This is a genomic window from Actinophytocola sp. KF-1 (assembly GCF_054661535.1).
Genome location: NZ_BAAFVK010000017.1, coordinates 126,223 through 144,953 on the forward strand (window position 1 = coordinate 126,223; position 18,731 = coordinate 144,953).

The 18,731-nt window shown below is 71.4% G+C and carries 21 protein-coding genes; 8 read left to right on the forward strand and 13 right to left on the reverse strand.

The window, feature by feature from the left end; translation table 11 throughout:
* The first annotated feature begins 49 nt into the window (after positions 1 to 49).
* Positions 50 to 931: a DMT family transporter gene (locus tag ACYQ77_RS39380; protein ID WP_459721498.1), complete on the forward strand. Its 882-nt coding sequence runs from the start codon at positions 50 to 52 to the stop codon at positions 929 to 931.
* The gene (locus tag ACYQ77_RS39385) at positions 928 to 1,584 is read left to right on the forward strand and encodes an NAD(P)H-binding protein (RefSeq protein WP_459721502.1); all 657 of its coding nucleotides are present in this window, start codon (positions 928 to 930) and stop codon (positions 1,582 to 1,584) included. The genes ACYQ77_RS39380 and ACYQ77_RS39385 overlap by 4 nt, the downstream gene beginning before the upstream one ends.
* On the opposite strand, the gene ACYQ77_RS39390 is transcribed toward ACYQ77_RS39385, so the two are convergent.
* Entirely contained in the window at positions 1,574 to 2,656 is a 1,083-nt protein-coding gene (locus ACYQ77_RS39390) for an FUSC family protein (RefSeq protein WP_459721505.1), read from the reverse strand. The genes ACYQ77_RS39385 and ACYQ77_RS39390 overlap by 11 nt on opposite strands.
* Before the next feature lie 716 nt (positions 2,657 to 3,372).
* Between ACYQ77_RS39390 and ACYQ77_RS39395 the strand changes: the two genes are divergently transcribed.
* The gene (locus ACYQ77_RS39395) at positions 3,373 to 3,813 is read left to right on the forward strand and encodes a hypothetical protein (protein WP_459721507.1); all 441 of its coding nucleotides are present in this window, start codon (positions 3,373 to 3,375) and stop codon (positions 3,811 to 3,813) included.
* On the opposite strand, the gene ACYQ77_RS39400 is transcribed toward ACYQ77_RS39395, so the two are convergent.
* The 7 genes from ACYQ77_RS39400 to ACYQ77_RS39430 form a co-directional block, all read right to left on the reverse strand.
* Entirely contained in the window at positions 3,798 to 4,430 is a 633-nt protein-coding gene (locus tag ACYQ77_RS39400) for a UdgX family uracil-DNA binding protein (RefSeq protein WP_459721510.1), read from the reverse strand. The genes ACYQ77_RS39395 and ACYQ77_RS39400 overlap by 16 nt on opposite strands.
* 35 nt (positions 4,431 to 4,465) lie before the next feature.
* Entirely contained in the window at positions 4,466 to 4,828 is a 363-nt protein-coding gene (locus ACYQ77_RS39405) for a DUF1304 domain-containing protein (RefSeq protein ID WP_459721513.1), read from the reverse strand.
* A gap of 9 nt (positions 4,829 to 4,837) precedes the next feature.
* Entirely contained in the window at positions 4,838 to 5,101 is a 264-nt protein-coding gene (locus ACYQ77_RS39410; RefSeq protein ID WP_459721515.1) for a hypothetical protein, read from the reverse strand.
* A gap of 10 nt (positions 5,102 to 5,111) precedes the next feature.
* Positions 5,112 to 6,800, reverse strand: coding sequence for a sodium:solute symporter family protein (locus ACYQ77_RS39415; RefSeq protein WP_459721517.1), 1,689 nt, complete (start codon positions 6,798 to 6,800; stop codon positions 5,112 to 5,114).
* A 745-nt stretch (positions 6,801 to 7,545) separates the two neighbouring features.
* Complete coding sequence (locus ACYQ77_RS39420) at positions 7,546 to 7,878, reverse strand: hypothetical protein (RefSeq protein WP_459721519.1); 333 nt, start codon at positions 7,876 to 7,878, stop codon at positions 7,546 to 7,548.
* Positions 7,879 to 8,271: 393 nt separating this feature from the next.
* A complete protein-coding gene (gene dinB / locus ACYQ77_RS39425; protein WP_459721522.1) occupies positions 8,272 to 9,465 on the reverse strand; it encodes a DNA polymerase IV in 1,194 nt (397 codons plus the stop codon).
* Positions 9,456 to 10,766: an FAD-binding oxidoreductase gene (locus ACYQ77_RS39430; RefSeq protein ID WP_459721526.1), complete on the reverse strand. Its 1,311-nt coding sequence runs from the start codon at positions 10,764 to 10,766 to the stop codon at positions 9,456 to 9,458. Before ACYQ77_RS39430 ends, dinB begins: the two co-directional genes overlap by 10 nt.
* Before the next feature lie 71 nt (positions 10,767 to 10,837).
* Between ACYQ77_RS39430 and ACYQ77_RS39435 the strand changes: the two genes are divergently transcribed.
* The 4 genes from ACYQ77_RS39435 (at position 10,838) to ACYQ77_RS39450 (ending at position 14,163) form a co-directional block, all read left to right on the forward strand.
* Positions 10,838 to 11,728 (forward strand): LysR family transcriptional regulator, encoded by an 891-nt coding sequence (locus ACYQ77_RS39435; protein WP_459721529.1) that lies wholly within the window; start codon positions 10,838 to 10,840, stop codon positions 11,726 to 11,728.
* Entirely contained in the window at positions 11,725 to 12,861 is a 1,137-nt protein-coding gene (locus ACYQ77_RS39440) for an epoxide hydrolase family protein (RefSeq protein ID WP_459721531.1), read from the forward strand. Before ACYQ77_RS39435 ends, ACYQ77_RS39440 begins: the two co-directional genes overlap by 4 nt.
* 166 nt (positions 12,862 to 13,027) lie before the next feature.
* Positions 13,028 to 13,762: a hypothetical protein gene (locus ACYQ77_RS39445; RefSeq protein ID WP_459721534.1), complete on the forward strand. Its 735-nt coding sequence runs from the start codon at positions 13,028 to 13,030 to the stop codon at positions 13,760 to 13,762.
* A complete protein-coding gene (locus tag ACYQ77_RS39450) occupies positions 13,759 to 14,163 on the forward strand; it encodes a DUF5313 family protein (protein WP_459721537.1) in 405 nt (134 codons plus the stop codon). Before ACYQ77_RS39445 ends, ACYQ77_RS39450 begins: the two co-directional genes overlap by 4 nt.
* Before the next feature lie 385 nt (positions 14,164 to 14,548).
* On the opposite strand, the gene ACYQ77_RS39455 is transcribed toward ACYQ77_RS39450, so the two are convergent.
* Positions 14,549 to 14,959, reverse strand: a complete 411-nt coding sequence (locus ACYQ77_RS39455) for a MarR family winged helix-turn-helix transcriptional regulator (protein ID WP_459721680.1) — start codon at positions 14,957 to 14,959, stop codon at positions 14,549 to 14,551.
* 121 nt (positions 14,960 to 15,080) lie between these two features.
* Here ACYQ77_RS39455 and ACYQ77_RS39460 point away from each other — a divergent pair, with 121 nt between their 5' ends.
* Positions 15,081 to 15,629, forward strand: coding sequence for a carboxymuconolactone decarboxylase family protein (locus ACYQ77_RS39460; RefSeq protein ID WP_459721540.1), 549 nt, complete (start codon positions 15,081 to 15,083; stop codon positions 15,627 to 15,629).
* On the opposite strand, the gene ACYQ77_RS39465 is transcribed toward ACYQ77_RS39460, so the two are convergent.
* The 4 genes from ACYQ77_RS39465 to ACYQ77_RS39480 all read right to left on the reverse strand — a co-directional run bounded on the left by ACYQ77_RS39465 (position 15,571) and on the right by ACYQ77_RS39480 (position 18,706).
* Positions 15,571 to 16,152 (reverse strand): GNAT family N-acetyltransferase, encoded by a 582-nt coding sequence (locus tag ACYQ77_RS39465; RefSeq protein WP_459721543.1) that lies wholly within the window; start codon positions 16,150 to 16,152, stop codon positions 15,571 to 15,573. The two genes, ACYQ77_RS39460 and ACYQ77_RS39465, sit on opposite strands and share 59 nt — an antisense overlap.
* A gap of 20 nt (positions 16,153 to 16,172) precedes the next feature.
* Positions 16,173 to 16,682, reverse strand: coding sequence for a PepSY domain-containing protein (locus ACYQ77_RS39470; protein ID WP_459721546.1), 510 nt, complete (start codon positions 16,680 to 16,682; stop codon positions 16,173 to 16,175).
* Positions 16,683 to 16,755: 73 nt separating this feature from the next.
* On the reverse strand, positions 16,756 to 18,021 hold the full coding sequence (locus tag ACYQ77_RS39475) for a sensor histidine kinase (RefSeq protein WP_459721549.1): 1,266 nt from the start codon (positions 18,019 to 18,021) through the stop codon (positions 16,756 to 16,758).
* Between the two features lies 1 nt (position 18,022).
* Complete coding sequence (locus ACYQ77_RS39480; protein ID WP_459721552.1) at positions 18,023 to 18,706, reverse strand: response regulator transcription factor; 684 nt, start codon at positions 18,704 to 18,706, stop codon at positions 18,023 to 18,025.
* Positions 18,707 to 18,731: the final 25 nt, after the last annotated feature.

Here is an 18,731-nt window from a genome sequence, read left to right on the forward strand (position 1 = left end):
TTCACTTGTCCTGTCGAATCGTCCGGGAGACCGTGGACAGGTGCTGCGAATGGGTGTGCTCGCCCTCCTGTGGGGCTCGGGGTTCCTGTGGATCAAGCTCGCGTTGACGGGCCTGACGCCGGTGCAGGTGACGGTGCTGCGCTGCGCGCTCGGCGCCGGCGTGCTGGTGGTCCTCGCGCTGCTGGCGCGGCAACGCCTCCCCCGGGACCGCGCGACCTGGCGGCGGCTGGTGATCGCGGCGTTCTTCTGCAACACGCTGCCGTTCGCGCTGTTCAGCCTCGGTGAGCAGACAGTGGACTCCGGGGTCGCGGGCGTGCTGAACGCCACGACGCCGCTGTGGTCCATGCTGGTCGGCCTGGCCCTCGGCGAGCGGTACCCGCGGGTGCGGCTGGCGGGCCTGGGCGTCGGGTTCTGCGGGGTGGTGCTGATCTTCGCGCCGTGGCAGCAGCACGGCCTGGCGAGCTGGGGCGCGCTGGCCCTGCTCGCGGCGGCCGCGAGCTACGCGGTGGCGTTCGCGTACATGGGCAGGCACCTGGTCCACGACGGCGACCCGCTGGGCACGTCGGCGGCGCAACTGCTGGTGGCGACCGGCCTCGCGGCGCTCGCCCTGCCGGCGGACGGCCTCGACTGGTCGGGGGCGACGACCGGGGCCTTGCTGGCGGTCGGTGTCCTCGGGGTCGTCGCGACCGGCGTGACGTTCCACCTCAACAACCGGCTGATCGCCACGGAGGGCGCCACCGCGGCGGCGACCGTCGGCTACCTGCTGCCGGTCGTGTCGGTGGCACTGGGCGCGGTGGTCCTCGGCGAGGACGTCGGCGTGCGGGTGCTGGCAGGCATGGCGGTGGTGCTGGCCGGGGTGGCGCTGACCCGCGGGCAGGCGGGTCACGCCGCCGCGACGACCGCCGACCGGGCCGCTACCGTGCGCCCATGAAGGTGGTGGTCTTCGGCGCGACCGGCATGGTCGGCCAGGGTGTGGTCCGCGAATGCCTGCTCGACGAGGGTGTCGAGTCGGTCGTGTCGATCGGCCGCAGGGCGAGCAAGGTGACCGACCCGAAGTTCCGCGAGGTGGTCACGGACGACCTGTTCGACCTGTCCCCGCACGCGGCGGAGCTGGCCGGTGTGGACGCGTGCTTCTTCTGCCTGGGCGTGTCGTCGACGGGCATGCAGGAGGACGCCTACCGCGAGATCACCTACGACCTGACGATGACCGCCGCGGCGGCCGTCGCCGAGCAGAACCCGACGGCGGTGTTCGTGTACGTCTCCGGCGCCGGCGCGGACGCCGCGAGCGGCACCATGTGGGCACGCGTCCGCGGCGAGACCGAGAACGCGCTGCTCGCCACGTCGCTCGACGCGTACGTGCTGCGGCCGGGGTTCATCCAGTCCCGGCACGGCGCCCGGTCCAGGACGCTGCTCTACCGGGTGGCGTACCCGGTGTTCGCGCTGCTGTTCCCGCTGCTGCGGCGGGTGGCGCCGAAGTACGTGACGTCGACCGAGCAGATCGGCCTGGCCATGCTCGGCATCGCCCGGCACGGGGCGCCCGCACGCGTCATGTACAGCGACACGTTCAACGCGATCACCCCATAGAGGGCAGGAAACCGCGTGCCTGTTCGTGGCTGAGCCCGGTGGCCTGCAACAGGTCGACGGCGATCGACCGGAACTGCGCGGTGACGACGGTGGCCGAGAACCCGGTGTGCTCGAGCCCGTCCGCGTCGACGGCCACCGCCGCGTCCCGGATGCGTTCCCGCACGTCACCGAGGTCCGCGTCGGTCCCGAGCGCCTCGGCGAACGCGGTCGCGGCCTCGGCCAGCTTCCGCAGCGCGACGGGCAGCGCAGACGGGAACGACTCGTCGTCGGAGAGCCCGGCCCTGGTCCGGCGCAGGAGCACCCGGCTGTTGCGCAGTGCGAGGTCGACGGGCTCGGCGGCCTTCGTGTACCGCTCGATCATGGTGCGCTGCCGCCGGTGCAGGGGCGAGATCGCCGCGATTTCCCGCGCGGTGCGCAGGGCGTCGCGGTAGTCGTCCCCCGCCTTCTGCGTGCGGGCGCGGCGCAAGGCCTCCTGGGCCACCGCACGGTCCCGCTCGGTGATCGCGTCCGCGGCGGCGGTGAGCGCGGCACCCAGCTCACCGAGCAGTTCCTGCCCCCGCCGCCGCACGATCTCCGGTGGGTCGCCGGGCAGGAGCGCGATGGCGGCGAGCCCGAGCAGCCCTCCGATCAGCGCGTCGAGCATCCGGTCCAGCCCACCGGTCCCGCCGGGCGGCAACAGGGTGGCGACGAGGATCGCCGACGACGCGGACTGCAACGTGACCAGCGTGCCGCCACCCAGCAGCACGGAGGTCGTCATGGCGAGCCCCAGCACGAGCGCGAGCTGCCACCACCCGGCGCCGATGGCCGAGATCAGCAGGTCCCCGACCCCGATCCCGACGCTCACCCCCACGACCAGCTCGACCACGCGCCGCAACCGCTGCTGCCCGAACCCGACCCCGATGCAGATGACGACCGCGATGGGCGCGAAGAACGGCCGCCCGTGCCCGAACACCTCGGTCGCCACGAGCCACGCCAGCGCGGCGGCGACCGAGCACTGCAGGATGGGCAGCCCCATCAACCGCAGCGCGTGACCGCGCCGTCGCACCGTCGCTCGCACCCTGCTCAGCCGCACGCGGATCACGCTAAGGGACGGCCTGCCGGACCGCATCCATCCTGGGCCGGCGAACGCTCCACCGAGTGCCGTCAGCCGAGCCCTCCCGATCCGCAGGGTGCCGTCACTTTTCTGGGCTTGCCTTGCCTGGAGCTTTCCCTCCGGGGGGTCCTCGCCGGACGGGCTGGTCTCCGGGATGGCGGCGGGTCTTGCACGGGGCTGGGTTGGCAAGGACTGGTGTCCGTGGTGGTGCCTGCCATCCCATCGACCTCCCACGGGCTATCACACCGCGTCAAGGGGGCCCGGCAGCGTGGGCACGGGGTTGCGTCGGGCTTCGGGCCCCCTTGACCCGGTGCGATCGGGCTTCGCCAGGTCGACGGGATGGCAGGCACCCCTCACGGGGTTGATGGGGGCTTCGCCCCGCTTCGCGGGGCCGGGCGCGCAGCGCCCGGAATGCCGGGATCGGCATCCTCATTCCGGGCTCGGGATTCCTCATGCCGGGGGCGGCGTCCTGGGGTCGGCTCACACCGCTCGCGCGCGCGATGGCAACCCCCACCCGATCCCGGGGGCCACCCGCCATGCCAGTCTACCGGTACCCACCGACATTTTTCGGGGTTTGCCGCGAGCTGTGGACAACTGCCCCCGCTGTGGACAACTTCGTCCGTGTTTCGGGGGCGGTGGGGCTGGGTAGCTCAATGGTGGTTGCTGTCATCGGGGACCGACGAGAGGTCAATCCCATGAATTACCCAGTGGATCCGGACAGAACTCGCCTCGATCTCAACCCTGCTGAGGGACCACCGCCGCCCGTCGCGGAGCCGGTGGCCGAGGAGGAGATCGCCGACGCCGACCACTCGCGCAGGCGCACTGTCACCATCGTGAACACGATCATCAACGTCGTGTGCGCGATCTTCGCCGTTGTGCTGGCCGTGCACATCGTGCTGGTCATCGGTGAGGCGAACCAGGGCAACGGGTTCGCCGCGATGATCAACGACTGGTCCAGTGCCGTGTCGCTCGGCCTGCGTGACCTGTTCGTGCCGGACAACCTGAAGCTGCGCACGTTCCTCAACGACGGCCTCGCCGCGATCGTGTGGCTCGTCATCGGCGCGCTGCTCACCTACCTGATCCGCAGGCTGGCGCTGCCCGGTCCGCGCCGCGTGCGGCGCTACCTCGTGCGCTGACGTCCACTGAGGACCGAGGCGGCGGCCCGGAGATCTGCCACCAGGTCCCGGTACGCCGCCTCCCGGTCGTCGGACCGCAGCACCGACGACGGGTGCACGGTGGCGACCGCGCGCTCCGGCCGGTCCGGGATCGCCAGCACCTCACCGCGCTGCTGGGTCACCTTGAACGTGGTGCCCAGCAACGACTGCGCCGCGGTCGCGCCGAGGAACACCACCAGGTCGGGACGCACCGAGTCCAGCTCGGCGAGCAGCCACGGCCGGCACGCCACGACCTCGGTGCGGCCCGGCTTCTGGTGGATCCGCCGCTTGCCGCGCTCGGCGGGCTTGAACTTGAAGTGCTTGACCGCGTTGGTGACGTACACCTGCGTGCGGTCGATGCCCGCCTCGACGAGCGCCTTGTCGAGCAGCTTCCCGGCGGGTCCCACGAACGGGTGACCCTGCCGGTCCTCCTGGTCGCCTGGCACCTCGCCGATCACCAGCACCGACGCGTCCGCGGGCCCCTCCCCGAACACGGCCTGCGTGGCGTCCTTGTACAGGTCGCAGCCCCGGCAGTCGTGGACGGCCTTCCGGAGCTCGTCGATGTCCGCCTTGTCCGGTACGTACTCCTCGGCACCCATGACCGACGGCTACCCGCCGTACGACAGCCGAAAACTCAGTGTGCGACGAGCGTGAGCACCAGCGCGACGGCGGCGGGCAGTGCCTGCACGACGATGATCCGCTTGTTCGCGGTGGCCGCGCCGTAGATCCCGGCGACGATCACGCACGCCAGGAAGAACACGGTCACCGGGAAGCCGACCGCACCGCCGGCCACGATGCCGAAGACGAGACCCGCCGCGAGGAACCCGTTGTAGAGGCCCTGGTTCGCGGCCAGCACCGCGGTCTGCTCGGCCAGCTCCGGCGTCGTGCCGAAGGCCTTGCGCGCCCTCGGGGTACGCCACAGGAACATCTCGAGCACGAGGATGTACACGTGGATCAGCGCCACGAGGGCGACGAAAACCTTGGCGACGACGTCCATCGCCGCACTCTACTGTGGAGTGCCCGCTTCCTCCTCCTCGTGGTGGACCGGGACGCGCAGCGGACGCAGCCGGGTCCACAGCGCGAACAGGAGCGCTACGACCAGCAGCGCGAGACCGGTCCACAGGTTGATGTTCACGCCCGCCGACTTGTCGATCTCCGCGTCCGAGGTGACGAACAGCCCGAGGAACGTCAGCACCAGCCCGTACACCCCGGCGAGCAGGGCGATGATCAGCCGGATGTCGAACGCGGACGTGCGTGTCTGGGTACTCATCGGCCCTCCCTCAGAAGATGATGTTCAGCGCGATCGTGATGACCAGGACGATCCCGGCGAGCAGGCCGGGGTTGCGGTACCAGCCCGCGTCCTCGCCGGTCGCGTCGTGGGTCCGGGTCTCCTTCGGCGTCAACGAGTAGACGAGCCCGGTCAGCTCGGACGCCGGTTTCGGCTGGGTCACCATGGTCACCGCGACGCTCACCGCGATGTCGACCACGAACGCCGCACCCGCGCCGACGAACGCGCCACCCTGCCCCGGCAGGTTCCAGACGCCGCTCTCGGTGAGCACGAACACGGTGATCGCGGACAGCGTGCCCGCCACCAGACCGGTCCAGCCCGCGGTCGGCGTCATGCGGCGCCAGAACATGCCGAGGATGAACGTGGCGAACAGCGGCGCGTTGAAGAACGAGAACAGCTGCTGCAGGTAGTCCATCAGGTTCGCGTAGGTGGACGCGATGAACGCGGTGCCGATGGCCAGGACCGTCGCGATCGCCGTCACGACCCGGCCCACGGTCAGGTAATAGCCGTCCGGCCGGTCCTTGCGCAGGTACGTCTGCCAGATGTCGTAGGTGAAGACCGTGTTGAACGAGCTGAGGTTGGCCGCCATGCCCGCCATGAACGACGCGAGCAGACCGGCGATCGCGATGCCGAGCATGCCGTTGGGCAGCAGGTCACGCATGAGCAGCAGCAAGGCCTGGTTGAACGTCGCCCCGCTGGGCGCGTCGTCCCCGGCCATGAGCGCCGCCTTGTTGTCGCCCTGCAGTTCGGTGACCGCGACCCCGGCGACCATGCCCGGGATGATCACGATGAACGGGATCAGCATCTTCGGGAACGCACCGATGATCGGCGTGCGCCGCGCCGCGGACATGCTCCGGGCCGCCATGGCCCGCTGCACCTCGACGAAGTTCGTCGTCCAGTAGCCGAACGACAGCACGAACCCGAGCCCGAACACCAGGCCGAGCACCGAGAGGAAGTTGTCGGTGAACCCGGTCAGCTGGTTGCCGGGCCAGCTGTCGAGCTGCTCCGGCCCACCCGGCCCGCCCGACACCTTGTCGACGAGCCCCTGCCAGCCACCGACCTTGTACAGGCCGACGATCGTCAACGGCAGCAGAGCGGCGACGATGACGACGAACTGCAGCACCTCGTTGTAGATGGCCGCGGAGAGCCCGCCCAGCGCGGTGTAGCTGAGCACGATCGCCGCCGCGACGATCACCGACACCCAGATCGGCCAGCCGAGCAGCAGGTTCACGACGGAGGCGAGGAGGAACAGGTTCGCGCCCGCGATCAGCACCTGCGCCACGGCGAAGCTGATGCCGTTGACCAGGTGCGCGGGTTTGCCGAAGCGGCGGAGCATGAACTCCGGGACGCTGCGCACCTTCGAGCCGTAGTAGAACGGCATCATCACGACACCGAGGAACAGCATGGCCGGAACGGCGCCGATCCAGAAGTAGTGCGCCGTCGGCATGCCGTACTGGGCGCCGTTGGCGGACATGCCCATGACCTCGATCGCACCGAGGTTCGCCGAGATGAACGCGAGCCCGGTGACCCACGCCGGCAGCGACCGGCCGGAGAGGAAGAAGTCGATGCTCGACGACACATGTCGTCTGGCCATGTACCCGATGCCCAGCACGAGCGCGAAGTAGATCGCCAGCAGAACGTAGTCGACCGCGTTGGCGTCCAGGCGCAGATCCGCCGCCACTGCCTGCAATCCAGTCACCTCCCGATATCGCTGTGTAAAGCAAACACCACAAGTGATCTCCCCGCTTGACGAGCGATTCCCCGGCCCTGACCGGCGCCGACGGCGGCCACCGCCGCGGTGCCGCTCGACGAGCGAACGCCCGACGACGGCCGTCGAGGATCACCGGAAGCGGGCAAGGGTTGTCCGGCGCCGCTGATCTGCCGATCCGGCTCCGGCGGCGAGACGGGAGCTGCGCACGATCGAGCAGGCGTGCGCGGACGTCGGTGATCGCCTGGGTGTGGGTGGCGCCGGCGTTGCCCCAGCCTGCGCGGTCCGGTCCGCCGCCGTTGTGGCGCAGTCGGCAGGTCGACGGGATCCGGTGGCGGGTGCGCACGGGTCGCCGTGGCGGGGTGTGCCGTGGGCTGCGTGCGGGCTGTTCCGGCGGTGGCAGAGGGACAGCATTCCCACCGAGGCCGACCTGGACGCCAACCGTCACCCGCCTTCGACCGCGAGACCTGCAAGCAACGTCACGCCGCCTGGTCAGGCGTGTGATGGGTGGTTGGCCTGTGGTGGCGGAGCGCGGTCGGTGCGGGTGTCGCGTCGCGTGTGGGAGCCGTGGCAGGAGCCGTTGTCGGACAGGACGCGTTCGACGGGGACGCCGTGGTCGGTGATCCAGGTCGGAGCGCGGCGCAGGACGTCGATCGCGGTCGCGGCGGTGGCTGGGCGCTTGTTGCGTGTGCATTGGCACGGGCCCACGTAGCGATGGTCACCACTGTCGGGGGGCCGAACCGGTGGTGATCTGGACAAGCCCCAGCTGCTGCCGCCACCGCAACTTCACGATCCGTCGTGCCACCAGCTCTGCAGTCTTGTTCGGGATGTGGTGCGGACAGGAGCTGCGATCCTTCCTCGCCTCCGCGACCGGCCGGTCCTCCTCGACGCGGCCGCACGCCGGGTGGTGGCGGCGCGGCGGGTCGCGGGTGCGTTGGCGCGGGCCCACGTAGCGGGGGTCGCCGCTGTCGCGGGATGTTGCCGAACCGGTGGTGATCTGGACAAGCCCCAGCTGCTGCCGCCACCGCAACTTCACGATCCGTCGTGCCACCGGCTCCGCCGTCTTGTTCCGGATGTGGTGCGGACGGGAGCTGCGATCCCTTCGCCGCCTCCACGACCGGCCCGTCCTCCTCGACAACCACTGCCGCACGCCGGGCGGTGGCGGCGCGGCGGGGGGTGCGTTGGCACGGGCCCACGTAGCAGTGGTCACCACTGTCGGGGGGCCGAACCGGTGGCGATCTGGACAAGCCCCAGCACCTGCCGCCACCGCAATCCCACGATCCGCCGTGCCACCAGCTCCGCAGTCTTGCTCGGGATGTGGTGCGGACGGGGAGCTGCGATCCTTCGCCGCCTCCACGACCGGCCCGTCCTCCTCGACAACCACTGCCGCACGTCGGGCGGTGGTGGTGTGGCGCGGCGGGTCGCGGGTGCGTTGTCGCGGTGGTCAGTCGGGTAGTAGTGGTACTGACAGGCCCGGGTCTCTGCCCAGCAGGACGGCCCGGGTCACCGCTGCTGTGCCGAAGCGGTCTCGGACGCCGTCCAGCGCGGCGTCCAGTGCGCCCGGTGTCACCTCGTCGAAGGGCAGCATCAGTTGCACGGCGTCCTCATTGTCCAGATTGGCCAGTGACACGCCCACCAGCGTGCAGCCTCGGTCGAACACCATGGGCAGTGCCGCGTGCAGCAGGCCGCGCGCGGTCATCAGCAGCACCTCCGTGTCCACCGTCGGGTGGGGCAGCGTGTGCGATCGCGTCGCGCGCGCGAAGTCCGCGAATCGCAGGCGCAGCACCACCGTCCGGCAGGACCGCTTCGCCGCGCGCAGGCGGCGGGCGACCCGGTCGATCAACTGCGCGAGCGTCGCCTCCAGGTCCTCGACCGGGCGTGGTCTGCTCCCGAGCGCGCGCTGCGCCCCGATGGATCCCCTGCGCCTGCCCACCCGCACCGGCCGGGGGTCCTGGTTGTGGGCCAGCGCGTGCAGGTGCCTGCCCGACGCCTTGCCGAGCATCGCGGTCAGCGTCGACTCGCTCAGCTTCGCCACCTGGCCGACCGTGGTGATGCCGCGGTCGCGCAGCTTCGCCGACGTCACCTTCCCGACGCCCCACAACCGTTCGACCGGCAACGGGTGCAGGAACTCCAACTCCTTGGCAGGCGGCACGACGAGCAGCCCGTCCGGCTTCGCCACCCCGCTGGCCACCTTCGCGAGGAACTTCGTGCGTGCGACACCGACGGTGATCGGGAGCCCCACCCGTTCCAGCACCGCCTGGCGTAATCGCGCGGCGATCACCTCCGGCGGTCCCGCGATCTTCCGCAGACCCGCGACGTCCAGGAAGGCCTCGTCGATCGACAGGCCCTCCACGAGCGGCGTCGTGTCGCGGAACACCTCGAACACGGCCTTGCTCGCCGCCGAGTAGGCCGACATCCTCGGCGGCACCACGACCGCGTGCGGGCACAACCGCAACGCCCGCGCACCACCCATGGCGGTGCGCACCCCGAACCGCTTCGCCTCGTAGCTCGCCGCCAGGACCACGCCGCCGCCCACGATCACCGGACGACCGCGCAGGCCGGGGTTGTCCCGCTGCTCGACCGACGCGTAGAACGCGTCCAGATCGGCGTGGAGGATCGTCGCCGCTGTCACGAACATATGTTCGCATCGTCCACCGACAAAAACACGCCTCGCGGATCGAACTGGGCTTTGACCTGCGCCAACCGCGCCGCCGTCGCCGGGTCGGACAGCGGCGGCAGCGACAGGTCACCGCTCACCGGGCCGTAGCCGAACGTCGCCGCCCGCCCGATCACGTACGGCGCCGCGGCCGCGAACACCCGGTTGTGGACCTCCCGCGCCGCCGCGACATCCCCCGCGGGCGACAGGACCCGCAGGATGTAGGCGGCCTCCCGGAAGGGCACGGCGTTCGGCACCGACGGCGGTCGCGCCATCGCCCCGCCCAGCTGCCGGATGTCGACGACGCAGGGCACGTCCGCGCCTGGTCCGGCGATCGTGCGCACGGCGTCCAGCACGTCCACGGGTAACGAGTCGAGGAGCACGTTGTCGCCGACGTACGCGTGCGGGAAGTCGGGATCGCCGTAGATCGAGCCGACGTCGGCGGCCGCCACCGCGCCCACCCGGTCGGTCAGTGGCCCGATCGCCCGCAGCGGCGCCAGCACGGCCGGGTCGATCGGCACCGTGCTCGCGAGCCGGACGTGCAGGACATGCCTGCCGCGCAACGGTTCGGGGATCGCGTCGACCGGCGGCAGGCCGACCATGCCGACGGACGAGGTCAGGGTTTCCGGCGCCGCCGCCGTCAGCGCACGGAACGCCGCGAGCACGTCTTCCGCGTGCACGGCGTCGAAGTGCAGACCGCCGCCGTACACGACCGGCACCGGCACCAGCCCGATCGTCATCCCCGTCACGACACCGACCGGCGCCCGCCCGCCGCGCAACGCCCAGAACAGGTCCGGCTCCGACTCGTGCGTCACGTGGCGCTGCCGTCCGTCCGCGGTCACGACGTCGAGCGCGGTGACGTGATCGGCGGCGTAACCATAGGTTCGGCCCAGTAATCCGACACCGCCCCCGAGGGTGTACCCGACGGCACCGACGCCCGGCGACGACCCGGCAAGCGGCGCGAGCCCGTGCCGCGCTGCCTGCTCGATGACCGCGGACCAGCGCACGCCGGCCTCGACCGACGCGGTCCGCGCCACCGGGTCGATCCGCACCCCCGCCATGCGCCCGGTCGTGATCAGCACCCCGTCGGCGGGCACGCGCGCACCATGACCGGTCGCCTGCACGGCCACCGTCAGCCCCTTGTCGCGCGCGAGCGCCACCGCGTCGACGACGTCACGCGCGGACGAGGCCGCGACCACGACCTCCGGCCGGTGCCGCACGGCGGTCTGGAACCCGGCGATCTCCTGGTCGTACCCCTGTTCACCTGCGAAGAGCTGCTTCATGACAACCATCATGCGCGCAGGTGTTCGATAAGTCAAAGCACTGGACACGATCGTGTGTATAATCAGTTGTTATGGAGATCCGCCAGCTGCGCTACCTCGTCACGATCGTCGAGACGGGCGGCTTCACGCGTGCGGCGGAACGCGTGCACGTCGCCCAACCCGGCGTGAGCGCGCAGATCCGCCTGCTCGAGCGCGAGCTGGGACAGGAACTGCTCGACCGGTCCGGCCGCTCCGTCCGCCTCACCGACGCGGGCGCTGCCGTGCTGCCGCACGCGCAGGCGGTGTTGCGCGCCATCGACGACCTGCGGGACGCGGCCGACCAGATGGCAGGGCTGGTGCGCGGCCGGATCCGTCTCGGCATGGTGACGTCGTGCGGCGTGCCGGACATGCCCGCCCTGCTCGAACGGTTCCACCGCGCCCACCCGGGCATCGACATCAGCCTGGTGGAGGACAACTCGCACGCCTTGATGGACCAGGTGCGCGACGGCACCCTCGACGTGGCGCTGGTGGCGTTCGGGATACGGGACCCGGAGGGCCTTACGTTGTCGGTGATCGCGGACGAGGAACTCGTCGCGGCGGTGGCCCACGGCACGCCGCTGAGCGAACAGGACACGATCGGCCTCGGTGTGCTGGTGGACCACACGCTGATCACCATGCCCGCGGGCAGCGGCATCCGCGGTGTGCTGGACGAACTGTGCACGGCGGCGGGGGTGAAACCACGCATCCCCTTGGAAGCGACGAACCCGGCGATGATCGCGGACCTGGCCGCCCGCGGCCTTGGCGTGGCGATCCTGCCGGCGTCGACGGCACGCGAGCACGCGGACAAGCTGCACGCGTTGCGGATCCTCCGGCCGTCGATCCGGGGCCGATTAGCCATGGCGTGGCGCACCGAAGGCCAGCGCAGCGCGGCGGCGCGCGCGCTGGTCGACATGATCGAACGGCAACCCGGAGCACGGCTGTGATCCCGTTTCGCATCGACGTCCCCGAGACAGAACTGACCGACCTGCGCGATCGCCTGCGGCGCACGAGGTGGCCGGACGAGGAGCCCGTCGCCGACTGGTCCCAGGGCGTGCCGCTCGCGTACGTGCGTGAGCTGTGCGAGTACTGGGCCACCGAGTACGACTGGCGAGCGACAGAACGGCGGCTGAACGCGTTACCGCAGTTCCGCACGGAGATCGACGGCGTGGGCATCCACTTCCTGCACGTCCGCTCCCCGCACGAGAACGCGCTGCCGCTGATCATGAGCCACGGCTGGCCGGGGTCGGTGCTGGAGTTCGAGAAGGCCATCCCGTTGCTGACCGAACCCGACGACCCGGCGGACGCGTTCCACGTGGTGGTGCCGTCGCTGCCGGGCTACGGCTTCAGCGACCGGCCTGCCGTGCCGGGCTGGGGTGTGCGGCGCATCGCGGCGGCGTGGCGGGAACTGATGGCGCGGCTGGGCTACGAGCGGTACGGGGCGCAGGGAAGTGACTGGGGCACCAGCATCACCACGAGCATGGGCCAGCAGGACACCGGCCGGCTGGCGGGGATCCACGTGATGCCGCCGATCGCCGCGCCGGACCCGGCCACGTTCGACGACCTGACACCGGCGGAGGAGGCGGCACTCGCCGACCTGCGCCACGCGGAGGCGCACGAGTCCGGCTACGCGGAGCAGATGACGACGAAGCCGCAGACGGTGGGCTACGCGTTGACCGACTCACCGGCGGGGTTGTGCGCGTGGGTGGTGGAGAAGTTCGCGTCGTGGACGGACAGCGGCGGCGCACCGGAAACAGTGCTGACGCGCGACGGGATGCTGGACGACATCACGTTGTACTGGCTGACCCGCACGGCGACGTCGTCGGCGCGTCTGTACTGGGAGAGCTTCCGGGAGGTCGGCGAGTGGTTCAGCAAGGCGACGGTCGACACGGTGGCCGTGCCGACGGGGTGCTCGATCTTCCCGAAGGAGATGCCCCGCCCGTCGCGGCGGTGGGCGGCCAAGCGGTACACGGACATCCGGTGGTGGGGTGAGCCGTCCCGGGGTGGGCACTTCGCCGCCTGGGAGCAGCCCGGGTTGTTCGCTGAGGAGTTGCGGGGGTTCTTCCGGTTGGTCCGCTGAGGCGAGGTCGCTCGGCCGGACGGGCCGCCGGGATGTGAGACGCGGCGCGATGTGGTGACGTGCCTGGGGTTTGCACGGGTAAAGTCAGGCGGTGGACATCGATCCCCGCACCAATGTTGTGGTGTTTCAGTTGCGGAGGGGGAAGGAGAGGCACCTCGTCGAGCGGGTGCCCACCCTCGCTGAGGACGGGGTTCGGCAGGCCTGGGACGCGGTGGGGCAGGCGCACCAAGTCCGGGCCAAGCACGTCGTGGGGCTGCACGCCGAGTGGGAGCCCACGCCTGCCGACGCGGAGTTCATCGCCGCGACGTTCCCGGGAGTGGCGGCCACCCACCACTTCGTTCGACCTGGGCCTGGCGGGTGGGATCAGGCGTTCGCTGCTGCCCGGCTCGCGCTCGAGGCTGAGTTGCGGCCCGTGCTCTGGAGTGCGTCCTCGCCGGTTGCCTCGCAGCTCGTCGACGTGCCGCACTGGCCGGTTTCCGGTGGGCGGCTGCACCTCGCCCTTGCCGTGGTCACTCCGTCCGGCACTCATCACGTCAGCCACTCGCAGCTCGGGGACGCCGTGTTCGACGACCTCATGGCGGACGCGTGTCTTCGGGTGGTCGAGGAGCTGTCCGTCGACACCCGGGACGACGGGGTGCTGACCTTGTCCGGGCGGCACGTCGCCGCCGTTGCTTGTTTACCTGACTTCTTCCGGCAGCTGTCCGCCGCGACCGGTGCCGCGCGGTTGGTGGTGGGGCTGCCTTCGTCGGACGTGGTCCTTGTCGCCGCCGCCGGGACCGAGCTCGCCGCCGTGGTCGAGCGGGAGGTGCTTGCTTCCGAGGCTCCGGACGCCGAGTTGGTGCCCTGTGTGCTGTCGGTGGCGGGGGACCTCGTCGACGTTCTTGCTGAGCGTGCCGGGTGACCAGGCCAGACCCCATCCGGTGGTGGCTGTTCCAGTACGGGGTCCGGCTCCCGCCTCGCTACCGCGCCTGGGTGCTCCACGACGCCACCTGCCCCACCTGGCTCCCCCGCGTCCTCCTCCGCACCCTCGTCCAGCTCGCGCCGGCGTTCGCGCTCGTCCTCGTCGTCCTGCTGCGGTTCGACGGGGGGTGGGGCATCGCGCTCGGGGCGCTGCTGCTCGGCGTCCTGGTCAGCTTGCGGCTCACGCTCGCCAACGCCGCCGAGAGCGTGGACGCCCGGCTCGTCCGCTACGGCTTCCCTCCCGGGTACGGCACCGCGCTGCGCACGCAGGCCCACGCGGCCGCGCACGCAGCGGAAGAAAAGCGGTACCGGGACAAGTGGCAGCGGCCGGAATCCACCTGAACGATACCCGCCGCTAGGCCGTTCTCGCGAATCGCGTACGCGACGGGGGCGACTTCGGCCACGCCTGGCTACCCATCTCCAACCGGACCGGGGAAAGACATCGCGACGTGTTGATCGCTAACGTCGTAGGCACTTTCGCAACTGCGAGAGAAACCGCCGAAGGTGGAGGAATACATGATCATCGTGGGTCTTGGCCTCGGAATCTCCCTCTGTTGCGCGTGGTGGTACTGCCACTGACGCCTGCCGTCGAACGTTTCTTCTGATTGCGAAAAGGCGTCCGGGTCGATTGCCCTCGTCGGACCCGGGCGCCCAAAAACCGCATATTCTCCAGCCGCGCGCGGGATAATTCGGGCGCGGCCCTCGTCTTTTTCGCGCGAGCCGAAACTCACTCGGCCGTGAACCACCCGAGGGCGTCCACGCGCAGGCCCGGCGGCACGACCGCGCGCAGCGCCGCCTCGACGGCCGCCACCTGCTCGGACCCCAGCGTCCGCACCCACTCCGCCCGCAGCTCGTCGAAGATCGCCGCCGAGCGGTTCAGCAGGTCCACGCCCAGCGGCGTCAACCGGACCACCTTGGCGCGGGCGTCGGCCTCGGACGCCACCCGCTCGACGTACCCGAGCCGCACGAGCCGGTCGACCGTCTTGCCCGCCGCCTGCTTCGACACCCCGAGCCGCCTGCCCAGCTCCGACGCCGTCGTGCCGGCGGGCCCCACGGCCTGCAGCGCGAACCCGTGCGCGGGCCGCGCGTCCGGGTGCCCCTGCCGCGCCAGCTCCTCGTGCAGCCGGTCGATCAGCATGCGGAAGCCGCCGAACAGCAGCAAGGGCAGCTCGTAGCCGGGGGTCACGCGGCCTATTGTCAACTTAGACAACCTCGTTTACTATTTGGTCAACCACGTTGTCCATCGTAGAGGGAGACCCTTGTTCGTCGACCACACCGCCGAGACCGCACCGGAGGCCGCGCGCCGCACGCTCGCCGCCACCGAGAAGAAGTTCGGCTACCTGCCCACCGCCGTCGCGCGCCTCGCCGAGTCGCCGCAGCTGCTCGACGGCTTCCTCAAGCTCACGGCCATCTTCGACAGCACCAGCCTCGACCCGCTCGCCCGCGAGACGCTGGTCATGACGATGGCCACGCACAACGCCTGCCACCTGTGCGTGGCCATGCACACCGCCGCCCTGGAGCGGCTCGACGCGGACCCGGCACTGGTCACGGCCCTGCGCGAGGACAAGCCGCTCCCCGACGAGCGGTTGCAGGCACTGCGCGACTTCACGCTCACCGTGCTGGCGCACAAGGGGGACGTGCCGGACGCCGACCTGGCCGCGTTCGTCGCCGCGGGCTTCACCACCCGGCAGGCGCTCGAGGTGGTGCTGGGCATCGGCGCCTACACCCTGTCGACGTTCGCGAACCGGCTCAGCCGCGCGCCACTCGACGAGCCGATGACCCCCTTTGCCTGGGAGCCTGCCAGGTGAACAACACCATCGGGTGGTCTTCGACGTCGAACTCGCACTCCTGCCGCCACCCTTCCTGCCGGTACAGGGTGGCGGCGGGGGCGTCGGGGTGGGTCGCGAGCCAGGCCGCGGGCCAGTCCTCGACGTAACGGGTGAGCAAGGCGCGGCCGATGCCGCGCCGCTGGTGCCGTGGATCGACCATCAGTTCCGCGACCACCAGCGCGGGTGCGACGAGCCGTGCGGCCGTGGCCGGGGTGACGGCGGCGGCCAGCGCGTCGTCGAACGGTGAGCCGGACGCCAGCTCCGGCCCGGCGGGCCAGCCGTAGACCGCGCCGACGAGCCCCTCACCGTCGGTCACGACGACGCCGCCCGCACCGGCGTTGGAGAGGTGCCGTTCGAGCCGTCCCCGGAACCCGGCGAGGCGGTCCTCCGGTTCGAACCACGGGGGCGCGGAGAAGCACTCCCGGTAGAGGCGTTCGAGCTCACCGCTGTAGGTGGCCAGCGCGAACGCGTCCACGGAACGGACGGCGATGTCACGGCTCACCCCGGCAGGTTAACGCGGACTCAGTCGTCCTCGTCGTGATCCCGGTGGTCGTCACGGTCGTCGTCGCCACCGTGGCGGCCGTGCCCACCGTCGTCGTCCCGGTCGTCCCGGTTGTCGTCCCGGTTGTCGTCGTCCTGGTCGACCCTGGTGAGGTCGCCGGTCACCGCGTCGACGCGGACGTCGTAGGTGACGCCGTCGCGTGCGGTGATCTCGACCTTCCACTCCAGCCTGCCGTGCTCGACCTCACGCTCGACCTCGTGCACGGTGCCGCCCATGCGTTCCCGCACCAGGCGGGACGCGTCGTCGGCGGACAGTTCGGCCGGTGCGCTGCTCGTCGACGTCGACGTGGTGCTGGTCGGCGTGCCGGACGACGTGGTGCCGGTCGGCGTACGGGAAGACGTGGTGGTCGAGGTGGTCGTCGGCGCCGCGCTGGACGACGGCTGGTCGTCCTGCGACAGCGCGAGCGCGGTGCCCGCCGTGACGGTCAGCGCGCCGGCCACGACGGCGCCCACGAGGAATTTCCTGGTCATGCCGTTTCCTTCCGTCGCTGTTCTGGTACCGCAACGGTGCCGGGCAACGGCCTATGAGCGCGCTTGCGGACGGTTAACGCGGACCTAAGAGATCGACGACCACCCGCAGACCTCCCATACCAGCACGGTCGAAGCGCACCGAGCCGCCGGTGCGTTCCGCCGCCCGCCGCACGATGTCGAGGCCGAGCCCGCTGGAACCCGAGCCGCTGACCCCACGCAGCAACGCGTGCCCGCCGGGCAGGCCGGGACCGGCGTCGTCGACGGTCAACGTGGCGCCCCCCGGCCGGGGCACGAGTGCCACCTGGAACGCCGTGCCGTGCGGGGTGTGCGCGAAGACGTTGCCGAGCAGGGCGTCCACGCACGCCTCCAGGTCCGCGCGCGGCAGCGCTACCGGCAGCGGCCCGGGCACGACGTCGACGGTGAGCTCGCGTTCGGTGTCCTCGGCGAGCACCGCCCAGAACGCGACCCGGTCGGCGACCACCTCGGCCGCGTCGGCGACGGCAGGCGGGTCGCCGCGGCGGCGGGCGTGGTGGATCACGTCGGTGACCACCCGGTTGACGGCGTCGACGCGGGCGCCGATGCGTTCCGCGGCCTCGGGGTCGGGCAGCGCGTCGGCCTCCATCTTCAGCGAGGTCAGCGGGGTGCGGACGCGGTGGGACAGGTCGGCGATGGTCTCCCGTTCCTCGCGGAGCAGGCCGTCGATGCGTTCCGCGAGCCCGTTCAGGGCGGTCGCGACCACGCCGAGTTCGCCGGGCGCGGACGTGTCGGCGCGTGCGTCCAGCTCACCGCGCCCCAGCCGGTGCGACACCGCCGCGAGGTCCACTGTGGACCGGACGAGCGTGCGGGCGAGCCGGTCGGCGACCAGCAGGCTCACGAGCAACAGCGCGATCCCGAGCCCGCCGAGCAGCAGCCAGGCCCGCGGCACGCCTGCCGCCAGCTCGGCGTCGGACACGAACGTGCGGATCACGGCGGTGGCGGCGGCGCCGCGGTCGACGGCGAACACGATCTCCCGCCCGCCCGCCACCTCGCCGGACTGGCTCAACCCGCCTTCCGCGAGCCGGACCAGCGGCGACCGGTCGGCGGCGGCGCCGTACACCTGCCCGTCGACGAACACGGACACGTCGTAGGGGGAGCTCGCGTCGACCTCCCGGACGCTCGCGGCGAGCGACTGCCGGTCGGCGGTGGCCACGAACGAGGTCAGCGCCTGCGCCTCGACGGTCGCGCGCTGCACGGCCCGGTCGGCGGCGACGTTCTTCACCAGCACCGCGAGCGGCACGACGAACGCGACCAGCACGAGCGTGGTGGTGGCCGCGACCAGCAGCAGGACCCGCCGTCGCACGTCACGCCTCCGGGGCCGCGAGCCGGACGCCGACACCGCGGACCGCGTGCAGGTAGCGCGGCGCCTGCGCGGTCTCCCCGAGCTTGCGGCGCAGCCAGGACAGGTGCACGTCGACGGTCTTGTCGGCGCCGCCGTACGGCAGCCGCCACACCTCGGTGAGCAGTTCCCGCTTCGACACCACCTCGCCCGCGCGCACGGCGAGGTAGTGGAGCAGGTCGAACTCGCGCGGGGTCAGCTCCAGCACGCGCTGGTCGAGCGTGGCGCGGCGGGCACGGGGGTCGACGGACAGCCCGCCGACGGTGACGGCCGGGTCGGCCTGCTCCTCGCCGCCGCGCCGCAGCACGGCGCGGATGCGGGCGTCGAGCTGCGCGACGCCGAACGGCTTGACCACGTAGTCGTCGGCGCCCGCGTCGAGGACGGCGACGATCTCCGTCTCGTCGTCGCGGGCGGTGGCGACGACGACGGGGACGTCGGACACGCCGCGCAGCATCCGCAGCATGGCGGTGCCGTCGAGGTCGGGCAGCCCGAGGTCGAGCACGACGACGTCCGGGCGCGCGCTCACCGCCTGCTCGAGCCCGGCCATGGCGGTCGGGGCGGAGACCACCGCGTGCCCGCGGTCGGTGAGCCCGCGGATGATCGACGACCGGATCGTCGCGTCGTCCTCGACGACGAGTACGTGGGCCATGGGTGCGACCGTAGCCGGTGTCCCG

Coding starts and splice junctions, on each gene's coding strand:
- ACYQ77_RS39380 (WP_459721498.1), top strand. CDS start 50: ATGGGTGTGCTCGCCCTCCTGTGGGGCTCGGGGTTCCTGTGGATCAAG.
- ACYQ77_RS39455 (WP_459721680.1), bottom strand. CDS start 14,959: ATGCTGATCGACCGGCTGCACGAGGAGCTGGCGCGGCAGGGGCACCCG.
- ACYQ77_RS39385 (WP_459721502.1), top strand. CDS start 928: ATGAAGGTGGTGGTCTTCGGCGCGACCGGCATGGTCGGCCAGGGTGTG.
- ACYQ77_RS39480 (WP_459721552.1), bottom strand. CDS start 18,706: ATGGCCCACGTACTCGTCGTCGAGGACGACGCGACGATCCGGTCGTCG.
- ACYQ77_RS39410 (WP_459721515.1), bottom strand. CDS start 5,101: ATGAGTACCCAGACACGCACGTCCGCGTTCGACATCCGGCTGATCATC.
- dinB (WP_459721522.1), bottom strand. CDS start 9,465: ATGTTCGTGACAGCGGCGACGATCCTCCACGCCGATCTGGACGCGTTC.
- ACYQ77_RS39395 (WP_459721507.1), top strand. CDS start 3,373: ATGAATTACCCAGTGGATCCGGACAGAACTCGCCTCGATCTCAACCCT.
- ACYQ77_RS39430 (WP_459721526.1), bottom strand. CDS start 10,766: ATGAAGCAGCTCTTCGCAGGTGAACAGGGGTACGACCAGGAGATCGCC.
- ACYQ77_RS39405 (WP_459721513.1), bottom strand. CDS start 4,828: ATGGACGTCGTCGCCAAGGTTTTCGTCGCCCTCGTGGCGCTGATCCAC.
- ACYQ77_RS39435 (WP_459721529.1), top strand. CDS start 10,838: ATGGAGATCCGCCAGCTGCGCTACCTCGTCACGATCGTCGAGACGGGC.
- ACYQ77_RS39470 (WP_459721546.1), bottom strand. CDS start 16,682: ATGACCAGGAAATTCCTCGTGGGCGCCGTCGTGGCCGGCGCGCTGACC.
- ACYQ77_RS39400 (WP_459721510.1), bottom strand. CDS start 4,430: ATGGGTGCCGAGGAGTACGTACCGGACAAGGCGGACATCGACGAGCTC.